We start from the raw sequence: 25,238 nt of genomic DNA on the forward strand, positions 1-25,238 counted from the left end.
CGCCCCGCCGGAGGCGCGACGCGTCGAGGCACCGGAGGAGGCACGCGATCCGGGAGATGGGGGCCATACTGGGTCCGTGCCCGCGACCAAGGTCCTGGGTTCGCTGCTCCGTGGCGCCCCGGACGAGTCCATCGCCGACGAGGTGTTCGACCGCATCGTGCGGCTCGTCCACCGCAACCTGGGCGTGCCCGCAGCCGCCTTCGTCGTGCTGGCCGACGGCGTGCAGCTCCTGCCCGGTGCGGTCGGCATGCCCGCGGCGCTGCAGCGCGAACGGGCCATCGACGTCGCGGACCCCGCGACCGGGATCGTCGTCGCGGAGCGGTCGCCGCTCGTCGTGGACGACACCCGGACCGACGAGCGCTTCGCCCACCGGTACATCTCCCAGAAGATGGGGACGCTGGCCGTCGCGGGGTTCCCCGTCGAGGACGGCCGGGGACAGGTCGTCGGCGCCCTCTGGGCGCTCGACACGGCGGTGCGCCGCTGGACCGAGGACGAGCTCGCGACGCTCAGCGACCTGGCGGCCTCCTGCACCGGCGAGCTGCGGCTCCGGGCCGAGCGGGAGCGCGCCCGCCGCGCCGAGCAGGTCGCGTTCCGCGCCCACCAGCGGGCGCAGTTCCTGCTCGGGCTCTCCGAGCAGTTCGCCGGGGTGACGACGCTCGAGGAGGTCGAGGAGACCATCGCCCAGGTGGTCGGCACCGGCATGGGGGCACGCTGGTGCTCGCTCGCCCTCGTCGACGCGGACCGCCGGCACCTGCGCTACGTGACCGTCGGGCACCAGGAACCCGGGTTCCCCGACACCATGCGCTCGACGCGGCTCGACTCCCCCCGGCCGGACACCGCCGTCGTGCGCGAGCGCCGGACGCTCTTCTACCGCGACCAGCGAGAGATGGGCGAGGCCTACCCCGCCATGGCGGGCGTGGGCCTCATGACCACCGGCGCGCGGTCGTTCCTGCCGGTCGTCGCGGACGACGACGTCATCGGCGTCGTCGTGTGCGTGTGGGAGGAGGCGCGCGAGCACGACGCCGGGACGGCCGCGCTGGAGACCACGCTCAGCCGGTACGTGGCGATGGCCCTCGAGCGCGTCGCGCTGCTGGAGGCCCGACGACGGGTCGCGACGACGCTGCAGGAGTCGCTGCTCTCCGACGCGCCCGAGGTCGCGCACCTCGACATCGCCACGACGTACGCGCCCGCCGCCCGCACCGACCAGGTGGGCGGCGACTGGTACGACGCGGTGGTGCGCGACGACCGCACCGCCGTGCTGACCATCGGCGACGTCGCCGGGCACGACGTGAACGCCGCCGCGCAGATGGGCCAGCTCCGGTCCATGCTGCGGGCCCTCGCCTGGAGCCACGACGAGTCGCCGGCCGCGCTGCTGAGCCGCCTCGACCGGGCCAACGCCACCCTGGGCCCCCAGGCGCTGGCGACCGCCGTCGTCGTGCGGCTCGACCACGACGAGCACCCGCAGGGCGACACGGGGCAGGACGGCACCCCCGAGCGCGGGTACACCCTGACCTGGTCCGACGCCGGGCACCCGCAGCCGCTGGTGCTGCGCCGCGACGGGACGGTCGAGCAGCTCGACGCCCGCACCGACATGCTGCTCGGCGTCGACCCCGGCACCGACCGGCACGACCACGTCACCCGCCTGCTGCCCGGCGACACGCTGCTGCTCTACACCGACGGGCTCGTCGAGCGGCGCGGCGTGATGATCACCGACCGCATGCGCGACCTGCGCGAGGCGCTCGCCGACGTGCACGGCGAGGCGACGGCGGCCCTGCCGCGGGCCCTCGTCCGGCGGCTCGTGGGGCGGGCCCAGCGCGACGACGTCGCCGTGCTCGCGGTGCGCGCCCGCGTCCCGGCGCCGTCGGGACCACCCGGGGAGGACGGGCCCGCCACCGCCGAGCGCAAGGTCGCCGAGGCTCTCAGCGACCTCGGGCCCGCGCGGCGCTGGGTCGACGACGTGCTGGAGTCGTGCGACGTCGACGGCGAGCAGCGGCGCACGGCGATGCTGCTCGCGAGCGAGATCCTCACCAACGCGCTCGAGCACGGCCGGGGACCGATCGTGGCGACCGTCGAGGTGGACGACCGCCGGCTGCGCGTCGGGGTGCGGGACGGCTGCACCCGCCCGCCGGTGCTGCGTGCCCCGGAACCCCAGGACCTGTCCGGCCGGGGGGTGCAGTTCCTCGAGAAGCTCGCGTCGCGGTGGGGGGTCCAGCAGCACCAGGTGGGCGACGTGGTCGGGCGGCACGCCGCCGTCGGCGCCGGCAAGACGGTCTGGTTCGAGATCGACCGGACGGCGCGGCCGCTGAGCGGCAACGTGCCCGTGGTGCGGCGCTCGTCGCCCACCACGAGCTCGGTGCCGCTCGTCGAGCGGGTGCTGCCGTGGACGCGTGACGAGGCGCGACGTCGGCGGACGTGAGCCGGCGCTGCCCGTGGCGCGCGGGTGTCGGTACCTCGTCCTACCGTGTGAGGCATGACACAGACCGTGACGGGTGTCGGCGACGTCCCCGACGTCGGCGCGCGCCTCGAGGAGTACCGGCGGGAGCTCACGGGCTACTGCTACCGGATGCTCGGCGGGGCCGGCGACGCGGACGACGCCGTCCAGGAGACGATGCTGCGCGCCTGGCGCGCCTACGACCGCTTCGAGGGGCGGTCCTCCCTGCGGTCCTGGCTCTACCGGATCGCGACCAACGTGTGCTTCGACGCGCTCGGCGCGTCCAAGCGCCGCGAACGACCGATGGGGCTCGGCGGCCCCCAGCCGGCCGAGATCGAGAACTTCGGCGAGACGCTGCCGGAGGACCGCTGGGTCGAGCCCGTGGCGGACGACGCCGTGCTGCCCCGCGAGGGGGACCCGGCGCAGATGGCCGTGGGGCGCGAGTCGGTCCGGCTCGCGTTCGTCGCCGCCCTGCAGCATCTTCCGCCCCGCCAGCGCGCGGTGCTGGTGCTGCGCGAGGTGCTGCGCTGGTCGGCGGCGGAGACGGCGACCCTGCTCGACACCACCGTGGTCTCGGTGAACTCCGCGCTGCAGCGGGCCCGCGCCACCCTCGGCACGAAGGCGCTGGAGCGCGACGAGGCCCGGTGGGGCACGGTCGACGACGAGCTCCTGGAGCGCTACCTCGATGCGTTCGAGCGCTACGACATGGAGGCCCTGGTCGCCCTGCTGCGCGAGGACGCCGTGCTGAACATGCCGCCGTACACGCTGTGGGTGTCCGGTCCGCGGGAGATCGCCCGGTGGATGCTCGGCCCGGGGCACGGGTGCCGCGGGTCGCGGTGCCTGCGGGTGCGGGCCAACGGCTCGATGGCGTTCGGGCAGTACCGCGCGTCCCCGGACGGCGGGTGGGCGCCGTGGGGGCTGGTGGTCCTCGAGGACGACGGCGTCGGTCACATCACCGGCATCACGACGTTCCTCGACACGGCGACGTGGTTCCCGCGCTTCGGGCTCCCCGACCACCTGCCCACCGAGCCCGCGAGGTAGCGCGGGACACGCCGAGGTAGCGCGGGACTCGCCGAGGTAGGGCGGAACTCGCCGAGGTAGGGCCGCTCGCGGCGAGGTAGCAGCGCGGCGCGTCCGCCATGATGGTGCCCGTGACCTCGCCCCGGCCCCCGCACCGCGACCTGCGGCTGCTCGGGCTCGTCGCGCTCGGCGGGGCCGTCGGCTCCGGCCTGCGCTACGCGGTGTCGCTCGCCCTCCCGGCCGAGCCGGACGGCTGGCCGTGGGCGACCTTCGCCGTCAACGTCGTCGGGGCGTTCGCCCTCGGATGGCTGCTCGAGGCCCTCGCGGTCCACGGTCGCGAGACCGACCGCCTGCGCCGGCTCCGCCTGTTCGGGGGCACCGGCGTGCTCGGCGGCTTCACCACCTACTCGTCGCTCGCGCTCGACGTCGAGACGTTGCTCTCGGGCGGCCAGTGGCAGACGGCGCTGGCGTACTCCGGAGCCACGCTGCTGCTCGGCCTCGTGGCTGCGCTGCTCGGGGTGCTCGCCGGCCTGCGCACGTCCCGCGGCCCCCGCGGCCCCCGCCCGGGGCGGGGCCGATGACCGCCACGGTGTCCCCGCTGCTGGGGATGCTGCTCGTGGGCCTCGGCGGCGGGATCGGCGCGGCGGCCCGCTTCTGGCTCGCCGACAGCATCAGGGCCCGCCGCCCGACCGGGTTCCCGTGGGGGACGTGGATCGTCAACGTGCTCGGCTCGCTGCTCATCGGCGCCGTCGCGGGGTGGCTCGTCCTCGCCGGCCCGGGCGGGGAGCCGTGGCGGCTGCTGCTGGCGACAGGTCTCTGCGGCGGCTTCACCACCTTCTCGACCGCCACCGTCGAGACCGTGACGATATTCCGGGGCGGGCGCCACGTCGCCGCCGTGCTCCACGCGCTGAGCACGCTCGCCGTGACGGTGCTCGCCGTCGTCGGCGGGATCGCCCTGGTAGGTGCCGCCGTGGGTGGCTCCTGAGAGGCTGGCCCCATGCGCCTGATGCTGCTGGACACCGCGAGCCTCTACTTCCGGGCCTACTTCGGCCTGCCCGGCTCCCTGCGCTCCCCCGACGGCCGCCCCGTCAACGCGGTGCGCGGCCTGCTCGACATGATCGCGTTCCTGGTCACCGAGCACCGGCCCGAGCGCCTCGTGGCCTGCTGGGACGACGACTGGCGGCCCGCCTTCCGGGTCGACGCGATCAGTTCCTACAAGGAGCACCGGGTCGCCGAACGGCGCGACGACGGCCCGGACGTCGAGGAGGTGCCGGCGGACCTGGTCCCGCAGGTGCCGGTCGTCGTCGACGTCCTCGCCGCGCTCGGCATCGCCCGCGTCGGTGCGCCGGGCTTCGAGGCGGACGACGTCATCGGCACGCTGGTCGCCCGCGAGCTCGCCGCGTCCGCCGCCGACGGCGGCAGCCCCGCCGGGACCGGGGGCGCCGGCCCGCGGGTCGCCGTCGTCACGGGTGACCGCGACCTCTTCCAGCTCGTGGACGACGACGCCGGGGTGGCGATCCTCTACCCGGCGCGCGGGGTGCGCGATCCCGACGTCGTGGACCAGGCGCTGCTCGCCGAGAAGTACGGGGTGCCGACCGGCGCCGCCTACGCCGAGATGGCGGTCCTGCGCGGGGACCCCTCGGACGGCCTGCCGGGCGTGCGCGGCATCGGGGAGAAGACGGCGGCCAAGCTGCTCGCGGCGTACGGCTCCCTGGACCGCCTGCTCGAGGCTGCCGCCGCCGGCGACAAGGGCGTCACCCCGACCCAGCGCGCCAAGCTCGCCGAGGCGGCCGACTACCTCGCGGTGGCTCCCGCCGTCGTGCAGGTCTCCTCGGACGCACCCGTCGGGACGTTCGACGACGCCCTGCCGCGCGAGCCGTACGACGCCGAGACCCTCGACGCCCTGGCCGACCGCTGGGGCATCCGCTCCAGCGTGGACCGCGTGCTGACAGCGCTCGCGCGGCGATGAGTTCCGCCGTCGGGCACCGTCTGTCCTGACGAGCGCCGGCCGCCGGCCGGCGCCGAGCCGACACCACGGAGGACGACATGCCCGCACGCGGAGACCTGCCGGACGGCGCGCCGATCTGGATCGACCTGGGGACGGACGACGTCGACGCCGCCATCCCGTTCTACACCAAGCTCTTCGGCTGGGAGCACGTCGGCTTCGGCGAGGAGTTCGGCGGCTACGGGCAGTTCCTCCACCGGGGAGAACCGGTGGCGGGCGTCGGCCCGAGCATGCGGCCGGGCGGGCCGAGCGAGTGGTCGGTCTACCTGGCCACCGCGGACCTCGACGCCGTGTCCGGGCAGGTCACGGAGCACGACGGCACGCTCCTCATCGGTCCCGACGACGCGGCCGGGCAGGGTCGGTTCCTCGTCGCCGACGACCCGGTGGGCGGGTCCGTCGCGTTCTGGGAGCCGCACGGCCACGACGGGTTCGCGCGCGTCATGGAGCCCGGCGCACCGTGCTGGTTCGAGCTGTGGACGACGGACTTCGACGCCGCGACGGCGTTCTACCGCGACGCCGTCGGCTGGCGGATCACGCTCGTGCCGTCTGACGGCAGCATGCGGTACGCCACGAACGACACCCAGGAGGCGGCCACGGCCGGCGTCTACGACGCGGCCGGCGAGGAACGGACCGACCGGTCGTCCTGGCTCGTCTACCTGGGTGTGGCCGACGTGGACGCGGCAGCCGCGAGGGCCGCGGAGCTCGGCGGCACCGTCCTCGGCGAGCCGACCGACTCCGCGTTCGGCCGGCTGGTCGACGTGCGCGACCCGGTCGGGGCCGTGCTTCGCCTCATCACCGCCTGACGGCAGCGGCCGCGGCGACGGCAGCGGCCGCGGCGGCCGCCACCTCGGGGTCGGTCACCTCGTAGCCGGAGCCTCCGCCGCCGCCGGGCCCGCCGTCGTCGGCCACGGTGCGCTTGGCGGACAGGTGGACCGCGTCGACGCCGGCGGCACGCAGCGCGGCGACGTCCTCGACGCGCACACCGCCGCCGGCCATGACCTGCACCGCGCCTCCGAGCCGGCCGCGGGCGTGCGCCGCGCAGGCGCGCAGCTGCTCGACGCCGTCCGCGCAGCGGGCGGCCCCGCCCGAGGTGAGGACGCGGGCGACGCCGGCCGCGGCGAGCGCGTCGAGGCCGGCGACCGGGTCGGCGAGCTGGTCGAACGCCCGGTGGAACGTCACCTCGGCCTCGCCCGCCGCGGCGACGAGCGCGCGCAGCGCCGCCCCGTCGACCCCGCCGGCGGCGGTGAGCGCACCGACGACGACGCCGCTCGCTCCGGCGTGCACGGCCGCCTCGACCTCGCGCACCTGCACGTCCAGCTCGCCGGCGGCCAGGACGAACCCGCCCGGCCGCGGGCGCACCAGCACGTGGACCTCCACGGGGGTGCCCGACGGCGGAGCAGCGGCACGCTCGACGGCCGCGGCCAGCAGACCGGGGCCCGGCGTCACGCCGCCGGTGGCACCCAGGGCGGTGCAGAGCTCGACCCGGCGCGCGCCCACGGACGCCGCGACCGCCACGCCCGCGACGTCCTGCACCGCCAGCTCGAGCGCGACCGCGGCGTCCGGCGTCATCACCCGGTGTTCTGCAGGCCGGCGCTCACGCCGTTCACGGTGAGCAGCAGCAGGTGGCGCCAGCGGTCCTTGTAGCCGCCGTCGACCCACTCGCCGTCCTCGATCGTCAGGCCCTCGCTGGCGCCCTGGGTGCGCAGCGCCCGCAGCGCGCGCACCTGGAGCAGGGACAGCGCGTCCACGTACGGCGAGCGGAGCTGCACGGCCCGACCGAGCACGCGGCGGCTGGCCAGCGGCCAGTCGTTGCCGGTGATCTTCAGGACCCACTCGCGGGTGAGGCGCAGCTCGTCAAGGACCATGGCTGCCAGGTCGTCGCGGTCGCCGAGCGCCAGGTACTTGGCGGCGATGCGCTCGTCCGTCTTGGCGAGCGACATCTCGATGTTGTCGAGCAGCGTGCCGAACAGCGGCCACTCGCGGTAGGCCGCCCGCAGCTCGTCCAGGTCGCCGAACGTGCGCAGCGCCGTGCCCAGGCCGTACCAGCCGGCCAGGTTGATGCGCGCCTGCGACCAGGAGAAGACCCACGGGATGGCGCGCAGGTCGTCGAGGGAGTTCACCGAGAGGCCGCGCTTGGCCGGGCGGGAGCCGATCGGCAGCAGGCCGACCTCCTCCAGCGGCGTGACCTCGGCGAACCACTGCGGGAAGCCCTCGGACTTCACCAGCTCGTGGAACCGTGCCCGCGACGTCGCGTCCAGGGAGGAGGCGAGCGCCGAGAACCGCTCGGCCGTGGTGGCGTTGCGCTTCTCCGTCGACGGCGCCGAGGCGAGGAGCGTCGCGGCGGCGACCTGCTCGATGTGCCGTGCCGCGATGGTCGGGTCGCCGTAGCGGGCCAGGATGACCTCGCCCTGCTCGGTGAGCTTGAACCGGCCGTCCACCGAGTGCGGGGGCTGGGCGAGCACCGCGCGGTTCGCGGGGCCGCCGCCGCGGCCCAGGGCGCCGCCCCGGCCGTGGAACTGCGTCAGCGTGAGGTCGTGGCGCTGCGCCCACTCGGCGATCCGCGACTGCGCGGAGTGCAGCGCGAGGGTCGCCGCGACCGGTCCGACGTCCTTCGACGAGTCGGAGTAGCCGAGCATGACCTCGACGCGCCGGCCGTTCTGCGCCAGGCGCCGCTGCACCTGCGGCATCTCGAGCATCGCCTCGAGGATGTCGACCGAGTTCTCGAGGTCCGCGAACGTCTCGAACAGCGGGATCGCGTCGATGATCGGTGCGTCGTCCGCGCCGTCGAACGCCAGCTCGGCGAGCTGGTAGACGGCCGCCATGTGCTCCGGCGCCTGGGTGAACGACACGATGTAGCGACGGGCGGCCCGCTCACCGAACCGCTTCTGCACCGCACCGAGGGCGCGGAAGGTGTCGAGGACCTCGCGGGTGCGGTCGCTCAGCTCGCCGTGGACGCCCTTCTCGGCGATCTCCTCGAGCGCGGCGGCGTGCACCTGCGAGTGCTGACGCACCTCGATCTCGGCCAGGTGGAACCCGAAGGTCTGCACCTGCCACACCAGCTTCTGCAGGTCGCCGAACGCGGCACGCTGCGCCCCGGCCTCGACCAGCGACGCCTGCACGGTGCGCAGGTCCGCCTCCAGCTCCTCCGGACGCTGGTAGGCGAGGTCGGCGTCCCGCGTGCGGGTCGCGGCGATCCGGCCGGCGATCGCGAGGACCGCCGCGCGGTGCGGCTCGTTCGGGGAGTCCGCGGCGGCGGCGGTGGTCAGGTCGTCCGAGAGCTGGCGGATCCGCTGCCACAGGGCCTTCAGCTCGGCCGACGCCGGCGTGGTCGCCTCCTCGAGCGTCAGCTTGCGCCCCGTGGTGCGGGCGGCCTCCTCGAGGGCGGTCAGCGCGTGCTCCGCGGCGAGCGTGGCCGCCTGACGGGTGACCTCCGCGGTGACGTTGGGGTTGCCGTCGCGGTCGCCGCCGATCCAGGAACCCAGGTAGACGAACGGCTTCGCGATCGGCGCGCGCGCCCCGGCCTCGCCGTTCAGCAGCCAGTCGTCCAGCCGGCGGTACACCTCGGGGAACGTGCTGAACATGGTGGCGTCGAAGACGCCCATGGCGGTCTTGACCTCGTCCAGCACCGTGGGCTTCGACGCCCGGATCGGCGACGTGCGCCACATGGTGTCGATCTCGGCGAGCATGCGCCGCTCGTTCTCGGTGCGCGACGTCCCGCCGGGACGCATCGTGTCGCGCTCGGCGAGCAGCGTCGAGATGCGCCGCACCGCGCCGGAGACCGCACGACGGCGGGCCTCGGTCGGGTGGGCCGTCAGGACCGGGCGGAACTCCAGCTCGCCCAGGCGTCGGACGGCCTCCTCTCGACCCACCTCCTCGGTGAGCTGCGTGAAGGCCGCGGGCAGCGACTCCTCGATGGCGGCACCCGACTCCGACTCGCGGTGGTGCAGCACCCGCACGCGGTGGTACTCCTCGGCGAGGTTCGCCAGGTGGAAGTAGCACGTGAAGGCCCGGGCCACCTGCTCGGCCCGCTCGAGGCTGAACCCCGCGACGACCTCCGCTGCCTCCTCGAGGCTCGCTCCGCCGTCGTCCACGCCGTAGGCGCGGATGGTCAGCTCGCGCAGGCGCTCGACGTCGTCGAGCAGGCCTTGTCCGCCGGCCTCGCGCAGCACGGTGCCGAGCAGTCCGCCGAGCAGGCGGATGTCGTCGCGCAACGGGTCGGGCATCTCGTGCCGGGCCACGACGCGCTCGATCGCGCCGGTGCTCGGGCTCTGCTGTCCGTAGTTGTCGCTCACGCCCTAGAGACTAAGCCGAACCCCGCTTGAGACATAGTTTGCGTCCGCCGTACGGACCGGCAGGTGCCGCAGGCGACGCGAGCAGCCGGGGTTCAGGCACCCTGCGGTGCGTACGCTCCCTGCCACACGGTGTCGAACGGCGTGTGCGCGGCCACGCGCGCACGGATCCCCTGGGTCACGACGTCCTTGGCGGTCCGGACCGCCGTCGGGACGTCGGTGCCCTTCGCGAGCTCGGCCGTGATGGCCGCCGCGAAGGTGCAACCGGCACCGGAGACCCGCTCCTCGCCGACCTTGGGCGTGCGCAGGACGGTGACGTGCTCGCCGTCGTACAGGACGTCGACGGCGTCCGGCCCGGGCAGCTCGACGCCGCCCTTCGCCGCGACGTACCGCGTCCCGTCCCCGGCGCCCTCCGTGGTGCCGAGCCGGCCGTGGATGCGGCGCGCCGCCTCGACCAGGTCGTCGACCGTCTCCACGGAGTCCATGCCGGCGAGCGTCTTCGCCTCGAAGAGGTTCGGGGTGACCACCGTGGCGAGCGGCAGCACCTGCGCGCGCAGCGCGGTGTCGGTGTCCAGGGCGGCGCCCGGCTCCTGGCCCTTGCAGATGAGCACCGGGTCCAGCACGACGTGCCGCCACGGCCGGGAGGCGAGGGACCGCGCGACGACGTCGATCGTGGCGGGTGTGCCGAGCATGCCGATCTTCACGACGTCGAGGTCGTGCGTGGCCGTGGCGGCCCCGAACTGGTCGGCGATCACCTGCGGCTCGACCGGCACGAACCGGTGCCCCCAGTCGTTCTCCGGGTCGAACGACACGATGCAGGTCAGCGTGCCGACGCCGTAGGTGCCGAGCTGTTGGAACGTCTTCAGGTCCGCCTGGATCCCGGCACCGCCGGTGGCCTCCGAGCCGGCGATGACGTAGGCGAGCGGTGGTGTGCTGGGCATGCGTTCCAGCGTACGACGCGTGCCTGCCGTCGCGATCCGGGTCCTCGGTCACCCGGGTAGCGTCACAGGGTACCCAGCAGCCGGGCCCGGGCCTCGGCGCGTTCGTCGTCCGTGATCCGGCCGGCGTCGTGGAGGCGGTCGAGGTGGTGCAGCCGCTGCTCGAGGAGGCCGGGTCGGTCCGTCGGCGCTCCGGCCGCCCGCGCCGGCGAGCCGCCGCGGACCATGGTCACGGCGATCACCACGACGGCGACCGCCGTCACCAGCGGGAGGAGCATCTGCAGGATCACCATGACCAGCCCGCTCAAGCCCATCGAGAACATTTGTCCTCCTCGTCGACTGCGGGCACCGTAGCAGCCGGGCCACCACCGTCGGGGTCTCGCCCTACGCTGAACCCATGAGCCTCAGGATCGGTGCCCACGTGAGCCTCGCCGACACCGTCGCGGACGCGGCGGCCATCGGTGCGGACGTCGTCCAGGTCTTCGTCTCGGACCCGCAGGCGTGGAAGGTGCCGCCGCTCGCCGACGGCGAGGCCGAGGCGTTCCGTGCGGCGACGGCGGCGGCCGGCCTGGACGTCTACGTGCACGCCCCGTACGTCATCAACGTGGCGTCCACCAACAACCGCATCCGCATCCCCAGCCGCAAGCTCCTGCAGCAGGTCATGGCGCGCGCCGGCGAGATCGGCGCCCGGGGCGTGGTGGTGCACGGCGGGCACGTGACCGCGAACGACGAACCGGCCAAGGGGTTCGACAACTGGCGCAAGGCGATCGACTCCCTGGAGACCGACGTCCCCGTCCTCATCGAGAACACCGCGGGCGGCGACCACTCGATGGCGCGGCGCCTGGAACGGATCGAGCAGCTCTGGGCCGCCGTGCAGCAGGCCGACGGCGGCTCGGACGTCGGCTTCACGCTCGACACGTGCCACGCCTGGGCGGGTGGGATCGACCTGGCCTCCGCGGTCGCGGACGTCCGGGCGATCACCGGGCGCATCGACCTGGTGCACGCCAACGACTCACGCGACGACGCCGGCTCCGGTGCCGACCGGCACACCAACTTCGGTGCGGGCACCATCCCCCCGGAGCTGCTGGTGGGCGTGGTCCGCGAGGCCGGCGCGCCGGTGATCTGCGAGACCAAGGGAGACGTCGGCACCGACATCGCCTGGCTGCGCGAGCGCCTCTGAGCGCCCCCACCGCGCGCCGCGCGGCGACCGACCCTGTGGACGACCGCCGTGCCGGGACGGGACGGCACGACACTGCTGCCATGCGGAGATTCTTCGATGTCCCCGACCTCGAGCTGGTCCTCGACGTGGACGACGGCGAAGGCGGCCCCGAGGGTGGCCGTGGAGCGACCGGACGCGCGCGCCCACGACCCGCTCCCCGGATGGCGCGCGACGGGCTCAGCAGGGTGGCGGCCGGCGCCGTCCGCCTCGAGAGCGCACGGCGCGGGCTGTCCCAGCAGCAGCTCGCCATCGAGCTCGGGCTGTCGCGCACGGCGGTCTCGGCCCGGTTCCGGGAGCGCGTCCCGTGGTCCCTCGACGAGATCGGTCGCCTGGCGCAGCTCTTCGGCTGCCGCGTGATCGAGCTGGTCAGCGAGGCGCCCGACCGGAACGGGCGAATCCCTTGGTAGATCCCGCACGTGCCGCGGGGCGCGGCACTGCGAAACAGGGGTGTCCGGCAAGCGGTAATCCTGACGCGAGTCGCGCACGCCACTCACGCTGTGCGTGAATCTCACGCGGAGCGTGAATGGCGTGCGCTGCGGTGGCTCGGATCCCGCTCACCGGACACGTGCGAAAAAAGCAGCTTCGACCGGCGGGCCGTGCATCCGGCCGGGCAGCTCGCGGACGGCGCGCGAGCGCTCTACCTGCCGCCCGACGCGGCGTCGTGGACCGCGATCGCCGCCTGCACCCGGTTGGCCGCCCCCAGCTTGTCGAGGATCCGCGACACGTGCGTCTTGACCGTCGGCACGCTCAGGTAGAGCCGGGCCGCGATCTCCGCGTTGGACAGACCCTCGGCCAGCACCGCGGCGACCTCCCGCTCCCGGTCGGTCAGTGTCGCGAGACGGCGCCGTGCGAGCAGCCGCGCGTCGCGGGCGCCGTCCGCCGGGTCCGCCGAGAACTGGGCCATCAGCTGGCTCATGACCGACGGTGACAGCGTCGGCTCCCCGTCCGCCGCCGCCCGGACCGCGGCGACCAGCCGGTCGGGCGGGGTGTCCTTCAGCAGGAAACCCGCGGCCCCGGCACGCAGGGCGCGCAGCACCATGTCGTCCGTGTCGAACGTGGTCAGCACGATGACCCGCGGCGCACCATCACTCGCACCGCCACCGGTGGCACCACCCGCGGCACCACCCGCGGCACCTCCGGGTGCGACGATGCGCCGGGTCGCCTCGATCCCGTCCATGCGCGGCATCCGGATGTCCATGAGGACGACGTCGGGGCGCATGCGGCGTACCAGCTCCACGCCATCGTCGCCGTCGCCGGCGTCGCCGACGACCCGCACCTCCGGGGCGCCGCCGAGGATCAGGCCCAGCCCGGCGCGTACCAGCGCGTCGTCGTCGACCACGACGACGGAGATCGAGTCGGTCATGGCGCCCACGGTAGCCAGGCACGCAACGTGAAGCGGCCGTCCGTCGCCCGTGCCGTCAACGTGCCCCCGGCCAGCTCGGCCCGCTCCGTGAGCCCGAGCAGCCCCAGGCCCGACGGCGGCACCGACGGTGCGTCGTCCCCGCCGGCGTCCGTCAGCGCGGTCGGGTTCGTCACCGTGATCCACAGCCCCTGCCCCGGCGCACCGTGCAGCACCACCGAGGCGGAGAGCTCCGGCGCGTGCTTGCGCACGTTCGTCAGGGCCTCCTGGACGATCCGGTACGCGGTGCGGGACGCCGCCGTCGGCAGCTTCTCCGGACTGTCCCGGCGGTCCTCCAGCCGGACCGGGGTCCCGGCGTCCGTGGTGGAGCGGGCCAGCGCCGGCAGGTCGACGAGCGTGGGCTGGGGACGCTCCGGATCGGCTGCGTGGGGCCCACCGACCGCGCCCGCCGGCGGACCGTCCAGCCCGCGCAGCACGCCGAGCACCTCGCGGAGCTCGCCGAGCGCCGCGTGGGCGCTGTCCCGCACCAGCGCGGCCGTCTCGGCGACCTGCTCGCGCGGCAGGTCCGTCCGGTACGCCAACGCGCCCGCGTGCATCGCGACCAGCGACATGCGGTGCGCCAGCACGTCGTGCATCTCCCGCGCGATCCGTGCGCGCTCGTTCGCCCGTGCCTGCGCGACCCGGCTCGCCTGCTCACGCTCCGCCGTCGCGATCCGCTCGTGCAGGCCGGCGAGGTACTCGCGCCGCAGGCCGATGTACGCCCCGATCCACACCATGAGCGAGTAGAGGACGACTCCCCCGCCCAGGGCGACGGGCCACCCCACGCTGTCCACCGGCGGGTAGAGCCGTTCGTACGTCCAGCCGCTGAGGACGTACACCACCCCGACCGCGACGATGCGCCACCACTGCCGGTGCGTCGCCAACGACACCACCGCCAGGGCCACCGGCCCGACGGCGAGCACCGACACGGCAGCACCCGCACAGACGAGCAGGGCGATCGTCGTCGGCCACCGCCGACGCAGGAGCACCAGGCCGAAGCAGACCAGCCCCACCAGGACGTCGAGGGCGACCTGCTGCTCGGAGATCGGCTGCTGCGCCGACTCGGCCTCCACCGCCATGCCACCGAAGACGATCGTGCTGAACACCAGCGCCACCGCCAGCCGCCACGTCTCGCCCCACACCCGACGCCAGACCCCCCGGGTGCGTGCCCTGTCCCGCGCTGCGGGGTCGGTGTCGAGCACGGCCGGGTCGGGCCGGTACGGGTCGTCCGTCGGGGTGGGCACCCAGCGAGCGTAGGGCGATCGCCCCGGCCGGGCATCCGCCGTCGGACGCTGCCTGGCCTGGCCGGCATCCGCCGAAGGGATGACACGGACGAGCCCGACGGCGGACACGGACCCACCCTGCGGGCGATGCGCGGGCCCCTGCTCCCGCGGCAGCCTGGAGGCATGATCACCGTGGAGCACCTGACCAAGAGATACGGGCCGGTCTCGGCCGTGAACGACGTGTCGTTCACCGCCGAGCCAGGCCTCGTCACCGGCTTCCTCGGGCCGAACGGCGCCGGGAAGTCCACCGCCATGCGCATGATGACCGGCCTGACGCCGCCCACCAGCGGGACCGCGCGCATCCTGGGCAAGCCGTACGGCGCGCTCGCCAACCCCGGCCGCCGGGTCGGCGTCCTGCTCGACGCCGCGGCACAGCACGCCGGACGCACCGGCCGCGAGACGCTCGCCCTGTCCGCGCTGCTCACCGGCGTGGGACGGCACCGCGTCGACGAGGTGCTCGACGTCGTCGGCCTCACCCCGGCCGAGGCCGGCCGCCGCGTGCGCACCTACTCCCTCGGCATGCGCCAGCGGCTCGGCATCGCCGGGGCGCTGCTGGGCGAGCCCGACGTCCTCATCCTCGACGAGCCGGCCAACGGCCTCGACCCCGCCGGCATCCGGTGGATGCGTGACCTGCTGCGCGACTTCGCGGCGGACGGCGGCACGGTGCTGCTGTCCTCCCACCTGCTCTCCGAGATCGAGCACGTCGCCGACCGGCTCGTCGTCATCGGACGCGGCCGCGTCGTCGCCGAGGGCACCAAGGACGACCTGCTGCGCGCCGCCGGGACGTTCGTGCGCTCCACCGACGACGCCGCGCTGGCCGCCGCGTGCCGCGAGGCCGGGATCGACGTCGAGCCGCAGCCCGGCGGCGGGTTCACCACCACCGCCGGTGCCGAGCAGGTCGCACGGACCGCCGTCGCCGCCGGTGTCCTGGTCGTCGAGCTGCGCGACACGTCCTCCCGCGGGCTGGAGGAGCTGTTCCTCGAGCTCACCGCCGACGACGCCCGAGAGGCGGTGTCCGCATGACCGCCGTCCAGCAGTCCGCGCCTGCCACCCGCACCCGGAAGCACGACCTCAGGCCCGTGCCGTTCACCCGGCTCGCGGCGTACGAGTGGCGCAAGCAGCTCGACACCCGGGCGGTGCGCTGGCTGTTCGTCACCATCGCCGTGATCACCGCCGGGGTCCTGGCCGTCACCGGGCTGGTGGGCGACGGCAACGTGTCGTTCGAGGCGTTCGTCACCAACACGTCGACGCCGCTGGCGATGCTGCTGCCGATCGTCGCCATCCTCGCCACCACCGCCGAGTGGTCCCAACGCACCGGGCTGACGACCTTCACGCTGGAGCCGCGCCGGCTGCGCGTCGTGTGGGCGAAGCTGGTCACCGCCGTCGGCTCCGGGCTGGCCTTCTTCCTGGTCGCCGTCGCGATCGCCGCGATCGCGCACCTGGCGGTCATCACCTTCCGCGACGCCGACGCCGACTGGGGCCTCGGCGCGATGACGGCCGGCATGGTGCTGATGCTCGCGATCTGGATGATGCAGGGCGTGGCGTTCGGTCTGGCGCTGCAGAGCACGCCGGGCGCGATCGTCGTCTACCTCGTGGTGCCGACCATCGTGGGAGGCCTGACGGCGCTGGTGCAGTCGTGGCAGGACGTGTGGCCGTGGCTCGACCTGCAGACCGCCTCCATGCCGCTGATCACGGGCGGGTCGATGGGTGGCGAGCAGTGGGCGCAGCTCGCGGTCACCACCGCGATCTGGGTCGGCCTGCCGCTGCTGGTCGGAGTCCTGCGGGTCCAGCGCGGAGAGATCAAGACCGCCTGAGCCGCCCTCACTCCCGCCGCCTCCAGCCGCCGAACGTGTCGATCCGGACCGCTTTGACTCCGCAAAGCGGTCCGGATCGACATGTTCGGCACCGAGACGTTCGGCACCGAGACGTTCGGCGGCGGGGCTACTCGGCGCGCATCTCCACGGCGATCTGCTCCGCGTCGAGCAGCTCCAGCGCGCGGTTCAGGAGCACGGAGTCGTACCTGCCGACGGACCGTGCCTCGAGGAGCGCCGCGCGCTGCGCACCGATGGTCGCGAGCCGCAGCTCGAAGAACTGGGTCGCCAGCTCCTCCGGCGTCTGCTCCTCCTCGACCTGGTCCTCCTGGTCGCGCAGCACGAGGTCGCGCACCCGTGCCACGACCACCGGGGCGTAGGTGCCGCCGTCGGGTCGCCGCAGGCCGGGGTCGTCGAGCATGGCGCGCGACGCGGCGTCGTGGACGGCGCGCAGCCCTTCCATGCCCTCGGCGTGCCGGGGTGACGCGCTGCCCGCGAGACCGAGGCGTCGCACGACCCACGGCAGCGTGCCGCCCTGCACCAGCAGGGTCCCGGCGGCCACGCCGAAGGCCACCAGCACCAGCAGCGACCGCTGCGGGAAGTCCGCCGGCAACGTCTGCGCCGCGGCCAGGGTGACGACACCGCGCATCCCCGCCCAGACCAGCACCATGCCCTCCCGCGGCCCGAGCGGCGCAGCCATGAGGTAGTCGACGTCGGCCAGCTTGCGGAGCATCCGCCGCTGGAACTGGGCCATGCGGGTGGCCATGCCGGCCTCGCGACGCTCGGTGCGGGGTGCGGCCCGGCGTCGCTGCTCGGCCTCCACGCGTCGGGTCATGCGCTGCACCGCGCGGCGCCGTCGTCGTGGGTCCATCCCGGCGGGCAGGCTGGCGGCGTACGCCTCCGCGACGGCCGCCGCGGTCAGGCCGCGGCCCGGCTCCTCGGACGACGCCCGCCCGGCCTCCAGCCGGGCCTGCATCCCGTGGACGACCTCCCGCACCTGCTCGGCGCGCCGACGACGACGTTCCAGCAGCGCCAGCAGCGGCAGCACGAACGCGGCGCGCACCAGCACGATGCCGACCGCGCCGATGGTCGCGACGCCGAGCGCGAGCGCCAACGAGCCGTGCTCCGCCCGGACGTCCTCGACCAGCCCGAAGATCTGCAGCCCCATGACCAGGAACAGCCCGCCCTCGAGCAGCACCTCGACCGTCCGCCAGTTCGACTCCTCGGACAGCCGGTCCTGGGGCCGCAGGTGCCGCGCCGCGAGCGTGCCCGTCACCAGCCCGGCGGCCACCGCGGCGACGATGCCCGAGGCACCCAGGGCCTCGGCGGGCGCGTAGGCGGCGAAGGGCACGACGAACGAGGCCGCGGTGGACAGCGCCGCGTTGCGCACCCGAGCCCGTACCCACAGGCCCAGCCGGCCGACGATGACGCCGCACACCACGGCGATCGCCACCGCCTGCAGGAAGTCCCCCACCACGCTCCAGACGGACACCGTCGCGGCGGTCGCCGCGATGGCGGAGCGCAGCAGGACGAGGGACGTGGCGTCGTTGAGCAACCCTTCGCCGTCGAGCATGACCACGACGCGGCGTGGCGCCCCGAGCTTCTTGATGATGGAGGTGGCGACGGCGTCCGTGGGGCTGACGATGGCGCCCAGCGCGATGCCGGCGGCGAGCCCGATCCCGGGGACGACGGCCGCGAAGACCGCACCGAGCACCACCGCGGACACCACGACGAGCAGCACCGACATGCCGCCGATCGCCGTGAGCTCGCGGCGGAACTCCATGGCGGGGAAGGACGCCGCCGCCGCGTACAGCAGCGCGGGCAGGACGCCGGCGAGGATCAGCTCGGGATCGATCTCGATGGCCGGCGTCGTCGGCAGGAGGCTGATGCCGGTCCCGATCAGCACGAGGATCAGCGGGGCCGCCACCCCCGCCCGCGGGGCGAGCGCCGTGACGGCGATGATGATCACCACCGAGGCGACCGCGACCAGCATGACGTCCATGGCGTTCAAGGTAGGCGGGTTCGTCCCGCTCGGCAGCGGGGCGCCACGACCTCGGCGAGGTTCGCACTACCTCGGCGGGGACGGGACGACGTCGGCGGGTCCGGTGAGCTCCGTCCAGCCCGACGGCGGCCGGTGGGAGACGGTCCTCGGCTCGAGCGGGCGGTCGGGCGCCGGGCCACGGACGTCGGCGGCCACCAGCGGGCCGAGGCCCAGGCCGGTCAGCCGCTCGACGTCGGCGACCGGCACCTGGAACGTGCGGAAGGGGCCGAGGGGCGGCACGTGCCCGACGGCGAGCGCCCGTCCCGTCGCGGTGCTCAGCTCGGCGTCGGTGAGCAACGGCGTCTGGTCGAGCACGAACGCGGCGGACTGCAGGGTGGGTGCGGGGCTGCCCGTCCCCGGCCCGTCGCCCGCTGCTGCCCAGGCGACGACCTTCCAGAACTGCCGCGGGATCGCGACGCCCCGGTAGACAGGGTCGGCGCCGAGGAACACGCACCCGGTTTGGACCACGACCCGGTGGTCGTGGGCGTCGGCGTACTCGAGCACGTGGTCCTCGAGCCCGTTCCACAGCTCCTTCGACTGGTTGAGCTCGGCGACCTGCGGCGCCGCGTTGGTGTAGACGAACGTGGCCTCGCCCGCCTCGCGAGCCTCCTCGATCGTGCCCCACATGGGGTCCAGCCGCCGGACCAGGTGCCCGCGGTCGAGCGGGTTGTGGCGGTAGAGCTCGTTGCCCGCCTGCTCGTGCGGCGGCGCCTGCGGGTCGAGCCGCCAGCTCCCGGACCTGGGCAGGGGCCGGAGCCGTGCCCCGTCCACGGTGCAGGCCGTGGCGGCGGCGAGTCGGCGCTGCGGGTCGAGGAGCACGCTGAATCGGGGGTGGTCGAGCTGCCGCAGCGGACGCCCGGCGGTGGGCAGGGGTACGCGGACGGCCTCGTCGGGGCCGAGGAACTGGGCGTCGTAGCCGGTCACAGGTGCGAGCCAACCACGTCCGGCCGATCTCTTGTCAACGATATATCGTTGATGTATCTTCGATACGTCGGGTGAGCATCCGGCTCCCCGCGCTCGACAGGAGAACCACCATGCGTACCCCTCGCACCCCCCACCCCGATCCCTTCGACCTGCCCGGCGGCCCGCACCGCCGCGGCGACCACCCGCGCGGCGGCCGTGGACGACGCGGCGGCTTCGACGTCGGCTGGGAGACCGGCCCGCGCGGCGGCCGCGGCCCCGGCGCGGGAGGCCCCGGCGGCCGTCGCGGCGGCAGCCGGCGCGGCCGCGGCCAGATGCGCGCCGCGATCCTGCTCCTGCTCGCCGAGGCGCCCCAGCACGGCTACCAGATCATCACCGAGCTCGCCGACCGCTCCGAGGGCGGCTGGCGCCCGAGCCCGGGTGCTGTCTACCCGGCGATCGCCCAGCTCCAGGACGAGGGCCTCGTCGAGGTCGCCGACGACGGAGGTCGTCGTCTCGCGTCCCTCACCGACGCCGGCCGCGAGCACGTCGAGGCGCACCGGGACGAGCTCGGCACACCCTGGGCGCCGACCGGCCCGCGCGGACCGGGCCGCGAGCTGCACGGGGCGATGCGCTCGCTCGCCGGCGCCGTCGAGCAGGTCGCCCGCACCGGCACGCCGGAGCAGGCCACGGCCGCCGCGGCGATCCTGGCCGGGGCGCGCCGCGACCTCTACCTGCTGCTCGCCGGCGAGTGACGCCCCCTATGAGGTGGTGAACCCCGCGAGCCCCAGGGGCCACCACCGCAGCAGGTGGCCGTCCACGGCGACGTCGACGCCCCAGCCGTCCTCGGGCAGGTCGGTGGACCACAGGTCCTCCCCCGTGATGGCGTCGATCGCCCGCCACCGCGACACCACCCCGGTGTCGGTGTAGGTCGGGACCACGAGGGCCACCACCCTCCCGTCGGTGAACACCGACTGCACCTGGCCGTCCGGCCCGTCGCTCAGCGCCGCGTACGCCTCGAACAGGTCCTCGCGCACCCACAGGACCTCGCCGGTGGCGAGGTCGAGGCCCACCACCCGGTCACGCTCGTCGAGCACGACGGCGGTGCCCCCCGCCCGGGCGAGGTAGCGCGTGGCGGCCAGCCGCACCGACCACGTCGTCGCACCCTCAGGCCCCACGGCGCGGGTCTCGCCCCGTCCGGTGACGAGCCGCTGCCCGTCCGGACGCCCGTCCGTGGCGAGCGGGTCCAGCAGCCGGCCCTCGAGGTCGAACCGGTGCCGGCCGTCGGCGCCGAGCACCTGGAACTCCCACGACGCCTGGCCCCACGGCCCGGCGGACACCGCGTACCCGCCGTCCGCCAGCGGCCGCACGCGCCGGACCACCTCCCCCTCGGCGTCCTCCAGGCCGGTCAGGTCCAGCCGCTGCCCGTCCGGGGTGAAGTACGCCAGCACGCCGCAACCGGAGAAACCGACCAGGCGCCCGCTGACCATGTGGTCGACGTCGCCACGGCGGTCGAGCTCGACGGTGCGGCCCCCGGTGTTCCAGCGCACGCACTGGGTGGAGTCGATCACCTCGCCGAAGGGCACCACCTCCGACCACCGCTCCGCACCCGTGACGGCGTCCGTGGCCCGCACCTCGAGGTCGTACCCGTCGTCGATCGTGCCCACGACCGTCAGGTCGGTCATCGGGTTGCCGCGGAGCTGGACGTCGACGGCGCGGGCCTCGCCCACCCATGTCGCCGTGAGCACCGTGCCCTGCGGTCCGGGCACCACGACGTCGTGGTCCTCCGCGACCGCGCGACGTCCCAGCACCGTCCCGTCCGGGTCCACGGTGGTCACCATCACCTCCCCCGAGACCGCCTCGCCCACGCACACCACCTGGGCCGTCGGGGTCAGCTCGACCGTCTCGGCCCAGAAGGCCAGCCCCGGCCCGCACGCCGCGGCCCGGTCCACGAGGTCCACGGTCCAGCGCCGCTGCCCCGTCAGCATGTCGATGCCGAGCAGCTCGTCGCTGCGGTGGACGGCCGCCACGCCGCCCGCGACCGCGACGAGCCCGCCCGGCATCTGCACCCCGGCCTCCGCGTCGTCGAGCCGCCAGGCCTCGGTCGGCGGCACCGACAGGTCGACGACGCCGCCCGCGGCGGCCCGCAGCTCGGCCGACCGCCCGCGGTCGAGGACGCCGTCGACCACCACCGCCGTCGCCACCAGGGTCGCGGCCACCACGACGGCACCGAGCCGGACGCCGCGGGACAGGCCGCGCCACCGCCGACCGGCGCGGGACAGGGCGCCCGGCCCGGGAGACGACGGCACGGCGGGTCCGGCGCCGACGGCGGCAGGCGGGTCGGAAGGTGCCGGTGCGGCCGGGCCGGCCGCAGGGGAGCCCGCGGCCTCCGCGCCGTCGTCGGGCACGAGGTCGAACGTGTAGGCCCCCTCAGGGGCTCGACGCCGCCGCCCCACCCCTCGACGTTAGCGCGGAGCGAGCACACTCACCGAGGTGAGGTCGGCCTCCTCCACCCACGAGTCCGGGGGCACGGTCAGCTCCTGCAGCAGCAGGTGGCCGTCGACGGCGGCGAGGTACGGCACGGTCCCGGCGCCGAGCCGCTCCCGGCGCGCGGTCCCGGTGGCCAGGTCCACGGTGAGCAGCTCGCCCACCTGGTCGTCGTCACCCGTGACCGCCGTGAGCGCGACCGTCACCCGGTCGCCGTCGGTCACGGCCGACGTCGGCCAGGCGTACGGCCGGCCCTCCGGAGCGCTCATCGCCACGCGCCACCGCTCGGTGCCGTCGGTGACGTCCACCCCGACCAGGTCCTCGTTGCCCGCGACCACGGCCACGTCGCCGGCCCGCGCCAGCACGCCGGCAGCCTCGTGGTCCAGGCGCCAGAGCTCCTCCCCCGCCGGGTCCAGGCCGGTCAGCGCCTGGCCGAAGCCGTCGGTCGCGAGAACGACGGACTCGTCGGCGTCCACCGACGCCCCGGGCGTCGCGACCTGGCGCGTCGGGCTCTCGAGGAGCACGGACCCGTCGGCGCCGACCAGGTCCGAGCCGATCTCACCGCTGGCCGGATCCTGGGACGGGACGACGAACCGGTCGGCGGAGTACGCCTCGACGGCTGCGACACCCCCGAGGAACACCGCGTCCTCGCCCGTGCTCTCGACGAGCACCGCCCCGGTCGTCGTGGTCGCCCCGCCGACGTCGCACCACTGGTAGCCGACCAGCGCCGGTGACGCCACCAGGGTCCGTGGCGGGGACACCTCGATCCGGAAGGGGGTCGCCTGGTCGAAGCTCCGCGGGAAGCTGCCGTCGGACCGGTCCCACACGAAGGCGCACTCGTCCAGGAGGCGGCCGGAGGGTGCGCCGGTCGGCACCTCGAACCGGACGTCACCGGTCACGGCGTCCTCCACGTGCACCCTCGCCTCCTCCGGGTCGACCCGCCGGATCGCCGCCCGCGCCCCGGCCTGGGTCGCGTGGTCGAGGCGGTCGGGCATGTCGGTGTCGTGCTCCACCACGAGCAGGCCGCCGTCGGCGGCCGGTGCGACGTCGCGGTCCTCGCCGCCGTACTCCGCGCCCGGGAGCTCGCGCTGCCCGACGACGTCTCCCGCCGCGTCGAGGACCGTCACGGCGCGCTCGTCGGTGGGTCCGTGCAGGCACGTGACGAGCTCGCTCGGCATCGCCCACTCGACGCCGCTCTCCAGGCGCGGCTGCGGGCCGCAGACCGGGTCCGCCCCGAGCGCGGCACGCCAGCGCTCCTCGCCGGTGCCGGCGTCGAGCGCGACCGCGTCGTCGCCCTCCGCCAGCACGACGAGCCCGTCCGGGAGCACCACCGGCACGCCGCCACCCTCGACCCGCCACACCGCGGCGAGCTCACCCTCGAGCGAGACGACTCCCCCGGGAGAGTTCCGGAGCCGCTCCGTCTGCGTGTGCGAGGCGACGGCGGCTCCCACGGCCGTGCCGCCGACCAGGACGATCGCGAGCCCGCCCGCCACGCCCGCGAACAGCCGGCGCTGCCGAGGGTCCGCGCGGTGCCACCGTTCGCCGGCGCGCGACCACCACCCGGGGCGCGCCTCCGCCACCGCGGGCGCACCGCCGTCGTCCCCCTCGAGACCGGCGTCGGCGTCGGACGAGACGTCGAAGGAGACCATGCCGGGGTCACGTCGTCGGGCCACGGGAGCAACGTAGCCCGCCGCCGTGCGCGAGGCCCGCCCGACGGCGGGCGAACTCCTGGCCGGCCCCGGCCGGTCAGCCCAGGCCCCGCAGGACCCCCTCGACCGTCGCGGCCGATCTGCCGCCGGACGGGATGCCGCCGGCGTCGTGCTCGAGCAGGTGACCGTCGACCGCGACGAGACCGGTCGCGGCCTCGCCGTCCGCGCTCCAGCGGGTGCTGCCGTCGGCGAGGTCGAGCGCGACCAGACGGGGATCGCCCGGGACCACGACCGCGACCACCGTGCCGTCGGTGACCGCCCCGCCGGTACCCGGCACGCCGTAGCCCCCCGCGCCCTCGACGAGGTCGTCCCGGGACCAGAGCTCCTCCCCGGTGGCCAGGTCGAGGCCCGTCAGACCCGAGGCCTCGCCGGACACGACGACGGTCCCACCGGCGCGGGCGAGCACGTCCCACACCGTCATGTCCTTCGTCCACAGGCGCTCGCCGGACCTGTCGAAGGCAGCCAGCGCACCGTCGCCGTCGTGGGCGACGAACGGGCCCTCGGTCCCGTCGGTGGCGTGCGGCTCGAGGACGAACCCCGGCAGGACGACGTCGTCGTCCGCGTCGTCGCCGGAGATGATCCGGGTGCCCTCCTCGGTGTACTCCAGCAGGTCACCGTCGACCGTCCGCCGCGGGAAGGCGTCCTGCACCGTGCCGTCGGCGGCGATCCATACGCCGAGACCGCAGAACGACAGCGCCGTGCCCGCGGGCTCCGCACCGAGATGCGCGGTCAACCAGACCTGCCCTCCCGGCTCGTCGCTCCAGCTGCCCAGGCCGCAGCCCTCCAGGTCGTCCCGCCCCACCTCGAGCGTCTCCTCGGCCCGGACCTCCCCGGTCCGCGCGTCCTCGATCCGCAGGACGGGGTCCCGCCAGGTGCCCTCCGCGCGATGCTCCTCCAGCACGGCGAACGCCTCGGCGGGGGAGATCGCGGAGTCCAGGACCAGGTCGCTCCGCTCGAGGACGGCGACCGCACCGCCGGCGGCGGGCACCGCCGCCCGCACGTGGCCGTCCCCCTGGCCCGCCATCTGCTCGTCCTGGGTCGTCGCCGCGGGCCCGATGTCCCGCTGACCGAGCACGTCACCGCTCGCGTCGACGACGGTCACCGTCCGGGACGGTGCCCCGCTGAGGCAGACGATGCGGTCCACCGGCCTGGTCAGATCGGCGGGTGTCCGCTGCCGCGGGCCGCAGTCGGGCTGGACGCCCAGGTCGTGGCGCCACACCTCGGCGCCGCTGGCGGCCTCGACCGCCAGCACCTCCGACCCGGCGGTGGTGACGACCACGCCGCCGGGCAGCACGGCCAGCACCCCGTGGTCGCTCGCCACCTCCCAGGTCGGCTCCACCGGGGCCGACAGATCCACGACGCCGCCGGGTGCGGCCGCCAGACGCTCGGCGTGCTCGGTGTCGAGGTGGTGGTCGACGGCGACGGCCGCGCCGGTGCCGAGCACCAGGACCGCGGCGGTGGCGGTCACGGTGATCCGCCGGGCCCGCCGCGGGACCGCGCTCCAGCGGCGAGCGGCGGGCCGGCCGACCCGGCGGACGAACCAGCCGTCGCCCTGCCCGGGGCCGGCCGGGCCGTGCGGGCCGTGCGGGCCGGCCGGCGCGCCGCCGTCGGCCCCCTCGGTCTCGTTGTCGGACGAGACGTCGAAGGAGACCATGCCGGGGTCACGTCGTCGGGCCACCAGGGCAACGTACCAACCAGCGGCTGGT

Annotated in this window: 22 protein-coding genes; 11 read left to right on the forward strand and 11 right to left on the reverse strand. The window is 75.1% G+C overall.

Going from position 1 to position 25,238, the window contains the following annotated elements:
* Positions 1 to 76 precede the first annotated feature (76 nt).
* The 6 genes from BCL65_RS03710 (at position 77) to BCL65_RS03735 (ending at position 6,259) form a co-directional block, all read left to right on the forward strand.
* Positions 77 to 2,416, forward strand: a complete 2,340-nt coding sequence (locus BCL65_RS03710; protein WP_106265356.1) for a SpoIIE family protein phosphatase — start codon at positions 77 to 79, stop codon at positions 2,414 to 2,416.
* A gap of 54 nt (positions 2,417 to 2,470) precedes the next feature.
* Positions 2,471 to 3,472 carry a sigma-70 family RNA polymerase sigma factor gene (locus BCL65_RS03715; RefSeq protein ID WP_106265358.1) on the forward strand — a complete coding sequence of 334 codons (1,002 nt, stop codon included), beginning with the start codon at positions 2,471 to 2,473 and terminating at the stop codon, positions 3,470 to 3,472.
* A 110-nt stretch (positions 3,473 to 3,582) separates the two neighbouring features.
* Positions 3,583 to 4,032, forward strand: coding sequence for a fluoride efflux transporter FluC (locus BCL65_RS03720; protein WP_243400770.1), 450 nt, complete (start codon positions 3,583 to 3,585; stop codon positions 4,030 to 4,032).
* Complete coding sequence (gene crcB, locus BCL65_RS03725) at positions 4,029 to 4,436, forward strand: fluoride efflux transporter CrcB (protein ID WP_165799918.1); 408 nt, start codon at positions 4,029 to 4,031, stop codon at positions 4,434 to 4,436. Before BCL65_RS03720 ends, crcB begins: the two co-directional genes overlap by 4 nt.
* 12 nt (positions 4,437 to 4,448) lie before the next feature.
* Positions 4,449 to 5,420 (forward strand): 5'-3' exonuclease, encoded by a 972-nt coding sequence (locus BCL65_RS03730; RefSeq protein WP_106265362.1) that lies wholly within the window; start codon positions 4,449 to 4,451, stop codon positions 5,418 to 5,420.
* A 77-nt stretch (positions 5,421 to 5,497) separates the two neighbouring features.
* Positions 5,498 to 6,259 (forward strand): VOC family protein, encoded by a 762-nt coding sequence (locus BCL65_RS03735; RefSeq protein ID WP_106265364.1) that lies wholly within the window; start codon positions 5,498 to 5,500, stop codon positions 6,257 to 6,259.
* Here the strand turns inward: BCL65_RS03735 and BCL65_RS03740 are convergent.
* The 4 genes from BCL65_RS03740 to BCL65_RS03755 form a co-directional block, all read right to left on the reverse strand.
* The gene (locus tag BCL65_RS03740; RefSeq protein WP_106265908.1) at positions 6,249 to 7,025 is read right to left on the reverse strand and encodes a copper homeostasis protein CutC; all 777 of its coding nucleotides are present in this window, start codon (positions 7,023 to 7,025) and stop codon (positions 6,249 to 6,251) included. The two genes, BCL65_RS03735 and BCL65_RS03740, sit on opposite strands and share 11 nt — an antisense overlap.
* Complete coding sequence (locus tag BCL65_RS03745; RefSeq protein WP_106265910.1) at positions 7,025 to 9,679, reverse strand: phosphoenolpyruvate carboxylase; 2,655 nt, start codon at positions 9,677 to 9,679, stop codon at positions 7,025 to 7,027. The genes BCL65_RS03740 and BCL65_RS03745 overlap by 1 nt, the downstream gene beginning before the upstream one ends.
* Before the next feature lie 161 nt (positions 9,680 to 9,840).
* Positions 9,841 to 10,686: a hydroxymethylpyrimidine/phosphomethylpyrimidine kinase gene (locus tag BCL65_RS03750; RefSeq protein ID WP_106265365.1), complete on the reverse strand. Its 846-nt coding sequence runs from the start codon at positions 10,684 to 10,686 to the stop codon at positions 9,841 to 9,843.
* Positions 10,687 to 10,748: 62 nt separating this feature from the next.
* Entirely contained in the window at positions 10,749 to 11,006 is a 258-nt protein-coding gene (locus tag BCL65_RS03755) for a hypothetical protein (protein ID WP_106265367.1), read from the reverse strand.
* A gap of 74 nt (positions 11,007 to 11,080) precedes the next feature.
* Between BCL65_RS03755 and BCL65_RS03760 the strand changes: the two genes are divergently transcribed.
* Positions 11,081 to 11,863: a deoxyribonuclease IV gene (locus BCL65_RS03760; RefSeq protein ID WP_106265369.1), complete on the forward strand. Its 783-nt coding sequence runs from the start codon at positions 11,081 to 11,083 to the stop codon at positions 11,861 to 11,863.
* A gap of 80 nt (positions 11,864 to 11,943) precedes the next feature.
* The gene (locus BCL65_RS03765; RefSeq protein WP_106265370.1) at positions 11,944 to 12,309 is read left to right on the forward strand and encodes a helix-turn-helix transcriptional regulator; all 366 of its coding nucleotides are present in this window, start codon (positions 11,944 to 11,946) and stop codon (positions 12,307 to 12,309) included.
* Between the two features lie 230 nt (positions 12,310 to 12,539).
* Here BCL65_RS03765 and BCL65_RS03770 read toward each other — a convergent pair whose 3' ends face one another.
* Both BCL65_RS03770 and BCL65_RS03775 read right to left on the reverse strand, forming a co-directional pair.
* A complete protein-coding gene (locus BCL65_RS03770) occupies positions 12,540 to 13,265 on the reverse strand; it encodes a response regulator (protein ID WP_106265912.1) in 726 nt (241 codons plus the stop codon).
* Positions 13,262 to 14,545 carry a sensor histidine kinase gene (locus BCL65_RS03775; protein WP_106265372.1) on the reverse strand — a complete coding sequence of 428 codons (1,284 nt, stop codon included), beginning with the start codon at positions 14,543 to 14,545 and terminating at the stop codon, positions 13,262 to 13,264. The genes BCL65_RS03770 and BCL65_RS03775 overlap by 4 nt, the downstream gene beginning before the upstream one ends.
* 162 nt (positions 14,546 to 14,707) lie before the next feature.
* Between BCL65_RS03775 and BCL65_RS03780 the strand changes: the two genes are divergently transcribed.
* Both BCL65_RS03780 and BCL65_RS03785 read left to right on the forward strand, forming a co-directional pair.
* The gene (locus tag BCL65_RS03780) at positions 14,708 to 15,607 is read left to right on the forward strand and encodes an ABC transporter ATP-binding protein (protein ID WP_106265374.1); all 900 of its coding nucleotides are present in this window, start codon (positions 14,708 to 14,710) and stop codon (positions 15,605 to 15,607) included.
* The gene (locus BCL65_RS03785; RefSeq protein WP_106265375.1) at positions 15,604 to 16,398 is read left to right on the forward strand and encodes an ABC transporter permease; all 795 of its coding nucleotides are present in this window, start codon (positions 15,604 to 15,606) and stop codon (positions 16,396 to 16,398) included. Before BCL65_RS03780 ends, BCL65_RS03785 begins: the two co-directional genes overlap by 4 nt.
* Positions 16,399 to 16,525: 127 nt before the next feature.
* On the opposite strand, the gene BCL65_RS03790 is transcribed toward BCL65_RS03785, so the two are convergent.
* Both BCL65_RS03790 and BCL65_RS03795 read right to left on the reverse strand, forming a co-directional pair.
* The gene (locus tag BCL65_RS03790) at positions 16,526 to 18,397 is read right to left on the reverse strand and encodes a cation:proton antiporter (RefSeq protein ID WP_106265377.1); all 1,872 of its coding nucleotides are present in this window, start codon (positions 18,395 to 18,397) and stop codon (positions 16,526 to 16,528) included.
* 66 nt (positions 18,398 to 18,463) lie between these two features.
* The gene (locus BCL65_RS03795) at positions 18,464 to 19,360 is read right to left on the reverse strand and encodes a DNA/RNA non-specific endonuclease (protein ID WP_106265379.1); all 897 of its coding nucleotides are present in this window, start codon (positions 19,358 to 19,360) and stop codon (positions 18,464 to 18,466) included.
* 110 nt (positions 19,361 to 19,470) lie between these two features.
* On the opposite strand from BCL65_RS03795, the gene BCL65_RS03800 reads away from it, so the two are divergent.
* Positions 19,471 to 20,091 (forward strand): PadR family transcriptional regulator, encoded by a 621-nt coding sequence (locus BCL65_RS03800; RefSeq protein WP_106265380.1) that lies wholly within the window; start codon positions 19,471 to 19,473, stop codon positions 20,089 to 20,091.
* A 6-nt stretch (positions 20,092 to 20,097) separates the two neighbouring features.
* Here BCL65_RS03800 and BCL65_RS03805 read toward each other — a convergent pair whose 3' ends face one another.
* The 3 genes from BCL65_RS03805 to BCL65_RS03815 all read right to left on the reverse strand — a co-directional run bounded on the left by BCL65_RS03805 (position 20,098) and on the right by BCL65_RS03815 (position 25,210).
* Entirely contained in the window at positions 20,098 to 21,744 is a 1,647-nt protein-coding gene (locus BCL65_RS03805) for an outer membrane protein assembly factor BamB family protein (RefSeq protein WP_125206465.1), read from the reverse strand.
* Between the two features lie 57 nt (positions 21,745 to 21,801).
* The gene (locus tag BCL65_RS03810) at positions 21,802 to 23,496 is read right to left on the reverse strand and encodes an outer membrane protein assembly factor BamB family protein (protein ID WP_125206464.1); all 1,695 of its coding nucleotides are present in this window, start codon (positions 23,494 to 23,496) and stop codon (positions 21,802 to 21,804) included.
* A 73-nt stretch (positions 23,497 to 23,569) separates the two neighbouring features.
* Positions 23,570 to 25,210 carry an outer membrane protein assembly factor BamB family protein gene (locus tag BCL65_RS03815; protein ID WP_125206463.1) on the reverse strand — a complete coding sequence of 547 codons (1,641 nt, stop codon included), beginning with the start codon at positions 25,208 to 25,210 and terminating at the stop codon, positions 23,570 to 23,572.
* Positions 25,211 to 25,238 lie beyond the last annotated feature (28 nt).

The organism is Isoptericola halotolerans, from assembly GCF_003003075.1.
Taxonomy (GTDB): domain Bacteria; phylum Actinomycetota; class Actinomycetes; order Actinomycetales; family Cellulomonadaceae; genus Isoptericola; species Isoptericola halotolerans_A.

What these genes read in the sequence shown, in the direction of transcription:
- BCL65_RS03735 (WP_106265364.1), top strand. Translation starts at nt 5,498, where the DNA reads ATGCCCGCACGCGGAGACCTGCCGGACGGCGCGCCGATCTGGATCGAC.
- BCL65_RS03780 (WP_106265374.1), top strand. Translation starts at nt 14,708, where the DNA reads ATGATCACCGTGGAGCACCTGACCAAGAGATACGGGCCGGTCTCGGCC.
- BCL65_RS03785 (WP_106265375.1), top strand. Translation starts at nt 15,604, where the DNA reads ATGACCGCCGTCCAGCAGTCCGCGCCTGCCACCCGCACCCGGAAGCAC.
- BCL65_RS03755 (WP_106265367.1), bottom strand. Translation starts at nt 11,006, where the DNA reads ATGTTCTCGATGGGCTTGAGCGGGCTGGTCATGGTGATCCTGCAGATG.
- BCL65_RS03770 (WP_106265912.1), bottom strand. Translation starts at nt 13,265, where the DNA reads ATGACCGACTCGATCTCCGTCGTCGTGGTCGACGACGACGCGCTGGTA.
- BCL65_RS03750 (WP_106265365.1), bottom strand. Translation starts at nt 10,686, where the DNA reads ATGCCCAGCACACCACCGCTCGCCTACGTCATCGCCGGCTCGGAGGCC.
- crcB (WP_165799918.1), top strand. Translation starts at nt 4,029, where the DNA reads ATGACCGCCACGGTGTCCCCGCTGCTGGGGATGCTGCTCGTGGGCCTC.
- BCL65_RS03800 (WP_106265380.1), top strand. Translation starts at nt 19,471, where the DNA reads ATGCGTACCCCTCGCACCCCCCACCCCGATCCCTTCGACCTGCCCGGC.
- BCL65_RS03740 (WP_106265908.1), bottom strand. Translation starts at nt 7,025, where the DNA reads ATGACGCCGGACGCCGCGGTCGCGCTCGAGCTGGCGGTGCAGGACGTC.
- BCL65_RS03745 (WP_106265910.1), bottom strand. Translation starts at nt 9,679, where the DNA reads ATGCCCGACCCGTTGCGCGACGACATCCGCCTGCTCGGCGGACTGCTC.
- BCL65_RS03790 (WP_106265377.1), bottom strand. Translation starts at nt 18,397, where the DNA reads ATGGACGTCATGCTGGTCGCGGTCGCCTCGGTGGTGATCATCATCGCC.
- BCL65_RS03765 (WP_106265370.1), top strand. Translation starts at nt 11,944, where the DNA reads ATGCGGAGATTCTTCGATGTCCCCGACCTCGAGCTGGTCCTCGACGTG.
- BCL65_RS03715 (WP_106265358.1), top strand. Translation starts at nt 2,471, where the DNA reads ATGACACAGACCGTGACGGGTGTCGGCGACGTCCCCGACGTCGGCGCG.
- BCL65_RS03730 (WP_106265362.1), top strand. Translation starts at nt 4,449, where the DNA reads ATGCGCCTGATGCTGCTGGACACCGCGAGCCTCTACTTCCGGGCCTAC.
- BCL65_RS03760 (WP_106265369.1), top strand. Translation starts at nt 11,081, where the DNA reads ATGAGCCTCAGGATCGGTGCCCACGTGAGCCTCGCCGACACCGTCGCG.